This window comes from Streptomyces sp., assembly GCF_035563135.1.
In the GTDB taxonomy this organism is placed as follows: Bacteria; Actinomycetota; Actinomycetes; order Streptomycetales; family Streptomycetaceae; genus Streptomyces.
In genome coordinates, this window is sequence record NZ_DATMVN010000766.1 from 1 (window position 1) to 11,651 (window position 11,651).

Genomic DNA, 11,651 nt, shown 5'->3' on the forward strand with positions numbered 1-11,651 from the left:
CGTAGGCGCCCGGTGTGCGGTGCCGCCGGTGAGTCCTCCACCACAGCGTCCGCCCGGGGCAGCGGTGCGCCATCATGCCAGGTGGGACGATCGAGGAGGACACGTGGCGGACCCCGCGGACATGCGACGCGAGTACGGCGAACGGGGCGCTCTGCTCGAAACCGACCTGGCTCCGGACTGGACCACCCAGTTCGCCCGCTGGTTCGCCGAGGCGACCGCCTTCGGCCTGCCGGAGCCGAACGCGATGATCGTCGCCACGGCGGGCCGCGACGCGCGGCCCAGCGCGCGCACGGTCCTGCTCAAGGGGTACGACGAGCGCGGGCTGGTCTTCTTCACCAACTACGGCTCCCGCAAGGGCCGCGAGCTGACGGCCAACCCGTACGTCTCGCTGCTCTTCCCCTGGCACCCGCTCGCCCGCCAGGTCGTCGTCACAGGCACCGCGGCCCGCGTCGGACGTGAGGAGACGGTCGCGTACTTCCGCACCCGCCCCCACGGCTCCCAGCTGGGTGCCTGGGCCAGCGACCAGTCGACGGTGGTCGCCTCCCGTGAGGAGCTGACCGCCCGCTACGAGGAGCTGGCCGCCCGCTACCCGGAGGGCGAGAAGGTCCCCGCGCCCCCGCAGTGGGGCGGTTTCCGCGTGGTGCCGGACGCGATCGAATTCTGGCAGGGCCGGGAGAACCGGCTGCACGACCGGCTCCGGTACGTCCGGGAGAGCCCGGCCGCGGCCTGGCGGGTGGAGCGGCTCTGCCCGTGAACGCGGAAACCCGCAGGCTCTGGTCCCTCCTTGCGGAGGAGCCGGCCGGACTTACCGGCGAGCCTGCGGGTCGGTGACTGCTCGGGTTTCGGCAGACAGCCTGCCGAGGTGCACGGTGTGCGACGACGGGCTGTCAGCCCGCAGCCACCTCACGAATCCGATAAGACTGCACTTTTCGGATCACCTCCTTTCAGCGTGTGCCCACAGCCTAGGAACGCCCCCGCGGCCGTGCAAGCGAATTAACGGGCCCCGGTGGACACCGGATTTCCTGGAAGTGGCTGTGTGGTGGCTCACGTTCGAGTTCAATGGTCTGACGTGCGGTAATGCGGAACGTGAAGCGGAATAAGCCCTGCGGGAGGTGCGGAGTGAGTGCTTCCAGGAGCACCGGGACCACCGACGCGCTCGGTCCCGAGGAGGACCCCGGGCGGGAGCCGCCGGAGTCGGCGATCCCGGGGTCCCGTCTCCTCGCGGCGCTGCTCGACGGGATGGACGCCGCGCTCTGCGCGTTCGACGCGCACGGCACCATCACCCACTGGAACCGCGAGGCCGAGCGCATCCTCGGCTGGACCGCCGCGGAGGCCGTGGGGCGACGCGGTTTCGCGGGGTGGGCCGTGCGGAGCGCGGACGCGGAGGACGTGCAGGGACGGCTGCTCGCCGTCATGGACGCGCCCGGCAGGCAGGTCCACGAATTCGCGCTGCTGCGCAAGGACGGCGGGCGCGTCCTCGTCCGGACCCAGTCGTCGGGGGTGCGCGGCGAGGACGGGAAGCCCGCCGGGGTGTACTGCGCGTTCAGCGAGGTGCACGCGCAGATCGACCTGGAGCGGTCCATCGCGCTCAGCGAGGCCCTGTTCGAGGACGCGTCCTGGGGCGTGGTCGCCGTCGACGTCGACCTGCGCCCGACCGTGGTCAACGCGTACGCCGCCCGGGCGCTGGGCGGCGGGCGCACGAGGCTGCTGGGCCGCCCGCTGGGCGAGCTGATCGTGCAGGGCGCCGAGGACCTGGAAGGGGCGCTCCAGCACGCCCTCGCCGAGGGCGCGCCGTCCGCCCCGGCCGAGCTGTGGGTGACGCTGCGGACCCCCGAGGGCGACCGGCGGCGGTGCTGGCGCAGCGGCTTCCTCAGGCTGGCCTCCCCGCTGGCGGAGGAACCGGTGCCGCTCGGGGTCGGCTGGATGTTCCGGGACATCACCGCGGCGAAGCTCGCGGAACAGGACGCGGACCGGACGCGTTTTCGCGCGAACCAGCTGCACCGGGCCGCCCGCCAGGCGGCGGAGTGCGAGGACCCGATGGAGGCGGCGACCACGTCGCTGGATTTCGCCCTGGCGGGATTCGCCGACCACGTGGTCGTCGATCTGCTGGCGGACCTGGCGACGGGGGAGCGGCTCGTGCGGGCCGCCGCCACGCCGTCCGACGCGCCGGGGCCCTGCCTGCCGGTCTCCGGCGGCCCGCTCCCGGTGCGGTACGCGCCGGGACACCCGGCCCTGAAGGCCGTGGAGCGCACGGGCTCCGTCCGTGCCGCCGCACCGGCGGGCGCGGGCGAGGCGTGGGCGGTGGAGCACCGGTGGCCGGGGGACTCGGTGCACGCCCTGTGCGTGGTGCTGCGGAGCCGGGGGCGGACGCTGGGTGTGGTGACGTTCCTGAGGACGGCCGGCCGCACGGCGTTCGAACGCCCTGACGTGACGTACGCGGAGAGCGTGGCGGCCCGGGTCGCCTCGGCGGTCGACCTGGCCCGGCTGACGCCGGGGCCGGACGCGGGGGACGCCTGAAGGCGCCGGGCGCCTGAAGGCACCCGGCCTCTGAAGGCACCCGGCCTCTGAAGGAGCCGGGCGTCCGAAGGGCCCCGGCGCCGATGGGTTTCCGGTGCGCCCCGGGGCCCCGGTGCCCGGGGTCCCGGTGCCGCCGGGGCTTCAGTGCCGGTAGAAGATGCGGTCGCCGTACTCCCGCATCACGCGCCCGTTCCACTCGTGCCCGCCGTCGACGTTGCCCGAGCGCAGCAGCGGCGGCTCGATGCCCCGGGCGACGAGCTCCTCCGCCGCGGTGGCCATCACGGCCTGCATCAGCGCGCTGGTGACGACCGTGGAGGCGGGTGCGAACGGCGCCTCGACACCCTCCGCCCTCAGCTCCGCGTCACCGATCGCGATCTTGCTGTCGAGCACGATGTCGCAGTGGTCCCGGAGGAATCCGCCCGAGGCGTGCCGGGACCGGGTGCCCTTCGTGTACGCCACCGAGGTGACCCCGACGACCGTCAGCCCGAGCGCCCGCGCGTTCTGCGCCATCTCCACGGGCAGGGCGTTGCGCCCGGACAGGGAGATGATCACGAGGAGGTCGCCGGAACGGGCCGGGCTGGAGTCGAGCACGGCGCTCGCGAGGCCGTCCACCCGCTCCAGCGCGGAACCGAGCGTGGCCGGCATGACGTCGACGCCGACGGTGCCGGGCACCGCGAGCAGGTTCATCAGGGCGAGGCCGCCCGCCCGGTAGACGACGTCCTGCGCGGCGAGCGAGGAGTGCCCCGCGCCGAAGGCGAAGAGCCGGCCGCCCGCGGCGACGGTGCCGGCGATCGCGGCCCCCGCGGCGGCGATCGCTTCGGACTCCTCGTCACGTACCCGCTCCAGCAGGCCGATCGCTGCGTCGAAGAACTGACCGGCGAGCTTGCTGTCGCTCATCGAGGAGGCCTTTCCTGCGGGGCGGGGACCTGTGCGGTGCCCGTGTCGCGGATCACGTTGCGGTCCGGACCGGCGGGCTGTCAATAGCACTGGGGACGGGCCGGCGGCATGGACTCCCGACGGCGGGGCACGGTTGCCGGTGCCATGCGTCAGAATTGGAGCAGGGCCATCGCACGACGACTTCATGTCACAGCATCGAGGGGCACGTATGTCCGGACTGATCGACACCACGGAGATGTATCTCCGCACCATCCTCGAGCTCGAAGAGGAAGGCGTGGTCCCCATGCGCGCCCGGATCGCCGAACGGCTGGACCAGAGCGGTCCCACGGTCAGCCAGACGGTGGCGCGCATGGAGCGGGACGGGCTGGTCCAGGTCGCGGGCGACCGCCACCTGGAGCTGACCGAGGAGGGGCGCCGCCTGGCGACGCGGGTGATGCGCAAGCACCGTCTCGCCGAGTGCCTGCTCGTCGATGTCATCGGCCTGGAGTGGGAGCAGGTCCACGCCGAGGCCTGCCGCTGGGAGCACGTGATGAGCGAGGCCGTGGAGCGTCGGGTGCTGGAGCTGCTGCGGCACCCGACGGAGTCCCCGTACGGCAATCCGATCCCGGGGCTGGAGGAGCTGGGCGAGAAGGCCGAGGCCGATCCGTTCCTGGACGAGGGCATGGTGAGCCTGGCCGAGCTCGACCCGGGCGCGGACGGCAAGACCGTGGTGGTGCGCCGGATCGGTGAGCCGATCCAGGCCGACGCGCAGCTGATGTACACGTTGCGGCGGGCCGGTGTGCAGCCCGGCTCCGTCGTCAGCGTGACCGAGTCGGCCGGCGGGGTGCTGGTCGGTTCCAGCGGCGAGGCGGCCGAATTGGGTGCGGAAGTCGCCTCGCACGTGTTCGTCGCCAAGCGCTGACCAGCGCCTGTGTGCGCATCGGCGCCCTGGCGCAATTGCAGGTGCCGGTGTGGATGCACGTGCAGATGTGAACCGGTACACCCCGTTTTCTGTTTTCCGCCCGGAATCGCAGCGCCCGGGCGGAACGCGTGCCAGGCTGTGGCCAGGCATATGACCTGAGGGCACCGGCAGGGCCTGCCGGGCGGCCGGGGAGGGAGCAGGAAATGCGCCCGTCGCACTGGCGCGTGCACCGTGAGGTGGCTGCCGGACCTTTCGGCGTCCCCTGCTCCCGCGCCTCCACGACCGTACGAGCCGTTCGAATCGCCCCGGCGGACCGCTGCCCGGCCCCGGTGAGCCGCCGTGCCGCTCCGGCGGACCGCCGTGCCGCTCCGGTGGCCGACGGGTGCTCCCGGGCCCGCCGTGAGCGCGGCCCCACGCGCTGCGGAACGGGGGACGGCCCCGGCGCCCGAAGGTGCCGGGGCCGGTCCTCCCCTGCCCTGACCTGGAGCCCCGAGCTCTCAAGGTCAGTCCCCGCGGACCCCTGTCCCCGAGTGGTCCGCTTCCCGCAGAAGGTCTCCCCTGAGAGGCCGTCATCAATCCTGAACCGCTGTCACTCAAACGTGGGATGTTGCGAGCCGGAAGCAGGATTTCGAATAAACGTTCGATAGTCTGGCGCGCACGACGCACGATGATCGAGGACCAGAAGGGGGTGCCAGAACCTATGGTGCGGCGCATCGATGTGACCGGATCCGGCGGCGTACGCCTCGCGGCCTGGGAGTTCGCGGATCCGCCCGAAGGGCGCGCGGCGGCCGGCGAAGCCCCCGGGATCCTCATGCTCCACGGGCTGATGGGCCGGGCCGCGCACTGGGCCCCCGTCGCCCGCTGGCTCTCCGAACGCCACCGTCCGGTCGGTCTCGACCAGCGTGGCCACGGGCACAGCGAGAAGCCTGCCGACGGCCCCTACACCCGTGAGGCCTACGTCGCGGACGCCGAGGCCACCGTCGAACAGCTCGGCCTCGGCCCCGTCACCCTCGTCGGGCACTCGATGGGCGCGCTCACCGCATGGCAGCTCGCCGCGAAGCGCCCCGATCTCGTCAAGGCGCTCATCATCTGTGACATGCGGGCCTCCGCGCTCGGGGCGGCCACGCAGCGCGAATGGGAGGACTGGTTCACTTCCTGGCCGCTCCCCTTCGCGTCACTCGCAGAGGCGCGGAAGTGGTTCGGCGAGGACGACCCCTGGGTGGAGCGGCCCAGTCCCTCCCGCGGTGAGTTCTTCGCGGAGGTGATGGCCGAGGACGCCGACGGCTGGCGTCCCGTCTTCTCCCAGGAGCAGATGCTGACGTCCCGGGCCACCTGGGTCCACGACGCCCACTGGGAGGAGCTGGCGCAGGTGCGCTGCCCCACCCTGGTCCTGCGCGGGATCGACGGACAACTGGGCAGGGCCGAGGCCCAGGAGATGGTCCGCGTCCTGCCGCGCGGGCAGTACGCGGAGGTGGAGGACGCCGGCCACCTCGTCCACTACGACCGGCCCGAGGGCTGGCGCAGGGCGGTGGAGCCCTTCCTGGAACAGCTCGCCGAGGATTTCCGGGGCGACCGGGAGCCCGTCAGCCCCTGACCCCGGACGCCCCGCCCGCCGCCCCGTGCCCCGCGGTCCCGCCCCGCGCGCCGGTCCTCAGCCCTTGCTGACCGCGGCCAGGATCTCCGGGAGCCGGTCCGCCGTGCGCGCCGCCGCCAGCCGTACGCCCAGCCACGCGATGAACGCCCCGTACACCGCGCCCACCGGCAACAGCAGCCACAGCAGGTCCCGGTGGCCCGCCACGTGCAGCCAGACCGTCAGCCCGATGACGGGCCCGCTGAGCACCGCGGCCGCCACCATGCCGCCGAGGACGGAGATCCAGGCGAGCCCGCCCTGCCCCGGCATGGCGTTCTTGAACGCCCCGTCCTGCGGGACCGAGTACGGGAACAGCGCCGAGGCCACCGCGCCGGTCGCGAGCATCGCTCCGAGCAGGGCGAACGAAAGTCCCATGACCCCCGGCAGCGCCCCCCGGTCCCCGAGCACCGCAGCGGTCACCACCGTCACCAGGACCGTGTAGGGCAGGGTGATCAGCAGCAGGGCCAGCGCCCGCGCCCGCAGTTCGACGTAAGCGTCCCTCGTCGAGGAGATCGACAGCGCCACCGTCCAGAAGGCGGAGGTGTCCTGCCCGAACTGGTTGTACATCTGCATGCCGAGCATTCCGGCCGCGAAACACGCGAAGTAGACCGACCCGGACCCCTGCACCGCGTTGAGCAGCGGCACGATCAGGCCGATCGCCAGCGCCGTCACCCAGGACGCCTTGGTCTTCGGGTCCCGCACGACATACAGCAGACTCCGCCGCATCACCGTGCCCGTACGTCCCTCGGGGAGCCGCGACAGGAGCCCGGAGCGGCCGGCGCCCGCCCGGCCGGCCGCCGGCCCGGCGGCGGCGATCGTGGAACCGTCCGGCGAGGTCATCAGCTTCACCAGGCTCCGCTGCCACAGCCACATCAGGCCGCCCAGCGCGAGCACCGAGAGCAGCAACTGACCGAGCGCCGTCCCGTACGACCCCTCGGAGGCGGACGCCACCGCCCCGAGAGCCGAGGCCGGCGGCAGCCACCGCACCACGTCCGCGACGGGTTCGAGGGAGGACAGCCCGCCCGCCCTGCCCAGGCTCTGGGCGCCGAAGTTGACGAACTGGATGCCCACCGCGATCACCAGACCGCTGAGGACCGCGAGGTCGCGGCCCTTGCGCGAGGTCAGCAGCCGGATGTTGGCCGTGGCCACGGACCTCGCCAGCGCCACACAGACGAGCAGCGTCAGAGGCACGGCGACGGCCCCGGACACCGCGGCGGCCGCACCGTGCGCCACCGCGATCACCGAACCGAGGGCCAGCGTGAACGTGAAGAGAGGCCCGATGCCGATCAGCGAGGCCACCAGCAGCGCCCCGATCAGCGGACGGGGACGCAGCGGCAGCATCACCAGCCGGCCCGGGTCGAGGGTCTCGTCACCGCTCGGGAAGAACAGCGGCATCACCGCCCAGCCCAGCGCCACCACCGCCGTCAGCAGCACCACCAGGGTGTCCGCCTGCGCATGGCCGCGCAGCGCGATCAGGCCGATCACCTGGCCCGCCGCGAACAGCACGGTGACCACCAGGGAGGCGGCATAGGCGGCCCGCCGCCCGGACGACTGGCGCAGCCCGTTGCGCAGCAGCGTCAGCTTGAGCCGTACGAAGACGGGCACGAGGCCCTGGCCGGGTACGGCCGGGACGGCGGAACCCGCGGGGGCGTCCAGCACCGTCATCGGGCACCGCCCAGCCAGTCCAGGGACTCACCGGTGTCCCGGGTGCCCGCGCCGACCAGTTCGAGGAAGGCGTCCTGCAGGGAGGCGGCCTCGCCGCGCACCTCGGCGAGCGTGCCCTGGGCCCGGATCCGTCCCGCCGCCATGACGGCCACCCAGTCGCAGAGGGACTCGACGAGTTCCATCACATGGCTGGAGAAGACCACGGTCGCGCCGGAGCGGGTGTAGCGCTCCAGCACCCCGCGGATGGTCTGTGCGGACACCGGGTCGACGCCCTCGAACGGCTCGTCCAGGAAGAGAACTTCGGGATTGTGCAGCAGCGCGGACGCCAGTCCGATCTTCTTGCGCATCCCGGTCGAGTAGTCGACGACCAGCTTGTGCTGGGCCCCCGCGAGGTCCAGGACGTCGAGCAGCTGGGTGGCCCGCTTGTCCGTCTCGGCTCCCGGGAGGCCGCGCAACCGCCCCGTGTAGCCCAGCAGTTCACGCCCGGAAAGCCGCTCGAAGAGCCGCAGCCCTTCCGGGAGCACCCCGATCCGGGACTTCACCTCGACCGGGTCGCGCCACACGTCGTGGCCTGCGACCTCGATCCGTCCCATGTCGGGCCTGAGCAGCCCCGTGACCATCGAGAGGGTGGTGGTCTTGCCCGCGCCGTTGGGGCCGACCAGGCCGATGAACCGGCCGGCGGGCAGCTCCAGATCGATCCCGGAGACCGCCACCTGTTCCCCGAACCGCTTCCACAGCCCCTCCACCCGCACGGCGGGAGGCGGGCCCGGAGCCGTACCCGCCGTCCCGGTCACGTCCGCACTGTCCGTCTGCTCCGGCATGGCACTGCCTTTCGATGTCCCCACGTGTGGGGGACCACCCTACGGAAGACGGGTCCGGGCGCCGGGCGCCTCCCGGGTCCGGGCGTCGGCCGCCTCCCGTGCGCAGGCGTAGGCGAGCGGGCTGATCAGCTCCTCCGCACCGGGCAGCCACAGATCGGCCCGGGAGGGGCGGCGGGCCCACTGCACGGCGCCGCGCCCGGCCAGCCGGGTGGGCGGCGCGGCCACGTAATCGCCTTCGCCGCGCCCCACCAGGCCGATGGCCCCGGCGTCCCAGCCCAGTCGCCGTACGAGCTCGGGCGCCCCGGCCGCGGCGCCCGGCAGGGCGAAGAACAGCATCCGGCGGTCCGGGGTGCGGATCACCGGGCCGGTCGTGAGACCCATCCGCTCCGTCCTCGCCAGGGCCAGGAAGCCCGCGGACTCCGGTACGTCCAGCACGTCGAACGTCCGGCCGGTCGGCATGAGGACCGACGAACCGGGCTGCCTCGACCACATCCGGCGGGCCGCGGCGGCGCTGCCCGTCGCCTGGCCCGCCCAGTCCGGACGGACCGGATGGGCACCGGGGGCCGCGCAGCCGGCGTCACCGCACGAGCAGCGCTCCGTCCCCCCGGCGGCCACCGTCCAGGTGCCCGGGAACACGTCCCAGTGCCGCTCCTGGGCGTACCAGGCGGCGGCCTCGATCAGTTGCTCACCTCGCTGCCGGGGGACCTGGGCGGCTTCCGTCACTCCGATGGTCTCTTCCACGCCCCGCTCAACTCCCGGCGCGACCTGGGGTTACGGGCGTCCGTACGGCCTTCGCGGCGGACCGGTCCCGCACACGGGGCGCACGGATGCATGGGCGGGGGCGCGCGGGAGGAAGCGCACCGGTGCGGGGGTAACCACATGCAGGACTGTGCCGACTCACCACCGCACCACCGGATACAGATGAATACGGGCATTTCTCATGTCGTGCCGGGCAGTGATGCCTTCAGCGAATTACCGCGGTCCCAGGGGGAAAAATGGCAGCCAGACCTCTCGTCGCCCGCCAGCCGAACGAACGGCTCCAGACGCTCATCCAGGAGGCGGCGTGTTCCAACGCCGGTCTCGCCCGCCGGGTCAACATGGTCGGGGCGGAGCGGGGGCTCGACCTCCGTTACGACAAGACCTCCGTGGCCCGCTGGCTGCGCGGGCAGCAGCCGCGCGGCAGGGCGCCGGGGATCATCGCCGAGGCGATCGGGCGCAAACTCGGCCGCACGGTCACGATCGACGAGATCGGCATGGCCAACGGCAAGAGCCTGGCCTCCGGAGTCGGTCTGCAGTTCGCGCCCACCGTGCTCGGCGCCATCGAGCAGGTCTGCGAGCTGTGGCGCAGTGACGTGGGCCGCCGCGACCTGCTGTCCGGTTCGGCGGTGGCCGCGTCCGCCCTGGTCGAGCCCAGCCGCGACTGGCTGATCACGGCCGCCGACCCGCAGGTGGCGCGGACGGCCGGGAGCCGGGTCGGAACGCCGGACGTGACGGCGGTGCGGGCGATGACGGCCGCGCTCGTCGACCTGGACCACCGCTTCGGCAGCGGGCATGTGCGTCCCGTCCTGGTGCACTACCTCAACAGCGTGGTGTCCGGGCTCCTTTCGGGGTCGTACCGCGAATCGGTGGGCCGCGAGCTCTTCGGCGCGGTCGCCCGGCTCACCGAACTCGCCGGGTACATGGCGGTGGACACCGGCCAGCCGGGGCTGGCCCAGCGGTACTACATCCAGGCGCTGCGCCTGGCCCAGGCCGCGGGCGACCGGGCGTACGGGGGTTATGTGCTGGCCGCGTCCATGAGCCATCTCGCCGCGCAGCTGGGCAATCCGCGCGAGATCGCCCAGCTGGCCCGGGCCGCGCAGGAGGGCGCGCGGGGGCAGGTGACCCCGCGGGCGGAGGCCATGTTCCACGCGGCGGAGGCCCGGGGCCACGCGCTGATGGGTGATGCGCGCACCTGCCAGGCCGCGGCGGGCCGGGCGCTGGCGGCGCTGGAGCAGGCCGACCCGGAGAAGGGTGACGACCCCGACTGGATCACCCACTTCGACGCGGGTTACCTCGCCGACGAGCTGGCGCACTGCCACCGGGACCTGGGACAGGCCGAGCCGGCCGCCCGCCGGGCGAAGGAGGCCCTGGCGGCCCTCCCGGAGTCCCGGGCCCGGCGCCGGGGCATCGGCCTGGTGCTGCTGGCCACCGCGCAGGTGCAGCAGCGCGAGGTGGAGCAGGCGTGCCACACGGGGCTGCGGGCGATGGAACTGCTGGCGACGGTGCGCTCCAGCCGGGGCTCCGAGTACCTCGACGACCTCCAGCAGCGGTTCGAGCCGTACGCGGACGAGTCCGCGGTGCGGGAGTTCGGTGCCAGGCGGGAACTCCAGGCCGCCTGACCGGCGGCCTCCGTGCCCGGTGGGCCGGCCGGGACGGCGCCGCGGGCGCCCGGGGCCTCACCCGCTGTGTGAAGGAGCGGTGAGCGTCCTGGGTGCTTGGCGCAGGGCTCCGGGCACCCGGTAGCGTGAGCCGACGATTCCGTAGGTTCACACGTAGGAGTCCCGGTGACGCAGAGCGGACAGGGTGACGAGCGGCAGCTTCCTGCTGTACGGCCCGCGCACGAAGGTGTCGTGCTGCCCGCGGAGGGTGGTGCCCCCTGGAACGCGGGGGGGCCGGCGGGCGGGCAGCCGGACCATGCCGCACCCGCGGGAGGGCAGCCGTGGGGCGGGTCCTGGGGGCCGCAGGCCCCGCACCAGGGCGGCCCGCCGCCGGGGCAGCTGCCACCGGAGCACCAGCAGGGTGCCTACCAGCAGCCGCACGGGCAGTACCAGCCCCCGCAGCAGGGCTACGCACCCCAGCAGCCCGGCCCGTACCAGCAGCCGCAGCAGTACGCCCAGCCCCTGCCGCCGGAGGCCGGTCCCACGGGACAGGGCGGGGACGCGGACGCCACGCAGTACATCGCCCCCCTCCCCGGAGGCGGCCCCCTCCCCGGGGGGCTGCCGCCCGAGCGCCCGGCGGAGTCCACCCAGTACCTGGGCCGGTCCGCCGCCCCCGCGCAGCCGTCCGACGCCGACGCGACCCAGTACATACCCCCGGTCCCCGGTGGAGCTCCGTACGGGATCCGGCCGGGCGCCCCGGGCGACCGGCAGCCGCCCGCGGAGTTCGACAGCCTCTTCCGCAGCGAGGAACCCGCGGGCGCCACCCAGCAGATGCCCCGCCTCGCCGGACACCAGCAGCAGCC

9 protein-coding genes and 1 pseudogene are annotated in these 11,651 nt (G+C 73.6%); 6 read left to right on the forward strand and 4 right to left on the reverse strand.

The genetic code is table 11. From position 1 onward, the window contains the following. Window positions 1-121 precede the first annotated feature (121 nt). Window positions 122-754 (forward strand): pyridoxamine 5'-phosphate oxidase, encoded by a 633-nt coding sequence (gene pdxH, locus VN520_RS34100; protein WP_325750826.1) that lies wholly within the window; start codon window positions 122-124, stop codon window positions 752-754. Window positions 755-1,119: 365 nt separating this feature from the next. Further along, on the forward strand, window positions 1,120-2,517 hold the full coding sequence (locus VN520_RS34105; RefSeq protein WP_325750819.1) for a PAS domain-containing protein: 1,398 nt from the start codon (window positions 1,120-1,122) through the stop codon (window positions 2,515-2,517). A 141-nt stretch (window positions 2,518-2,658) separates the two neighbouring features. Here the strand turns inward: VN520_RS34105 and VN520_RS34110 are convergent, their stop codons facing one another. Further along, window positions 2,659-3,414 (reverse strand): SIS domain-containing protein, encoded by a 756-nt coding sequence (locus VN520_RS34110; RefSeq protein ID WP_325750820.1) that lies wholly within the window; start codon window positions 3,412-3,414, stop codon window positions 2,659-2,661. 208 nt (window positions 3,415-3,622) lie between these two features. Here VN520_RS34110 and VN520_RS34115 point away from each other — a divergent pair, with 208 nt between their 5' ends. Next, window positions 3,623-4,315 (forward strand): metal-dependent transcriptional regulator, encoded by a 693-nt coding sequence (locus tag VN520_RS34115; RefSeq protein WP_325750821.1) that lies wholly within the window; start codon window positions 3,623-3,625, stop codon window positions 4,313-4,315. Window positions 4,316-5,015: 700 nt separating this feature from the next. Continuing rightward, window positions 5,016-5,909 (forward strand): alpha/beta hydrolase, encoded by an 894-nt coding sequence (locus VN520_RS34120; protein WP_325750827.1) that lies wholly within the window; start codon window positions 5,016-5,018, stop codon window positions 5,907-5,909. A 57-nt stretch (window positions 5,910-5,966) separates the two neighbouring features. On the opposite strand, the gene VN520_RS34125 is transcribed toward VN520_RS34120, so the two are convergent. The 3 genes from VN520_RS34125 to VN520_RS34135 are packed head-to-tail and all read right to left on the reverse strand — an operon-like array spanning window position 5,967 to window position 9,172. Further along, the gene (locus VN520_RS34125) at window positions 5,967-7,610 is read right to left on the reverse strand and encodes a transporter (RefSeq protein ID WP_325750822.1); all 1,644 of its coding nucleotides are present in this window, start codon (window positions 7,608-7,610) and stop codon (window positions 5,967-5,969) included. Then, complete coding sequence (locus VN520_RS34130) at window positions 7,607-8,431, reverse strand: ABC transporter ATP-binding protein (RefSeq protein ID WP_325750823.1); 825 nt, start codon at window positions 8,429-8,431, stop codon at window positions 7,607-7,609. Before VN520_RS34130 ends, VN520_RS34125 begins: the two co-directional genes overlap by 4 nt. 39 nt (window positions 8,432-8,470) lie before the next feature. Continuing rightward, window positions 8,471-9,172, reverse strand: a complete 702-nt coding sequence (locus tag VN520_RS34135; protein ID WP_325750824.1) for a bifunctional DNA primase/polymerase — start codon at window positions 9,170-9,172, stop codon at window positions 8,471-8,473. Between the two features lie 254 nt (window positions 9,173-9,426). Between VN520_RS34135 and VN520_RS34140 the strand changes: the two genes are divergently transcribed. Both VN520_RS34140 and VN520_RS34145 read left to right on the forward strand, forming a co-directional pair. Beyond that, window positions 9,427-10,809: a transcriptional regulator gene (locus VN520_RS34140; protein WP_325750825.1), complete on the forward strand. Its 1,383-nt coding sequence runs from the start codon at window positions 9,427-9,429 to the stop codon at window positions 10,807-10,809. A 165-nt stretch (window positions 10,810-10,974) separates the two neighbouring features. Next, window positions 10,975-11,651 (forward strand): annotated as a pseudogene (locus VN520_RS34145) (hypothetical protein); the annotation flags it as partial.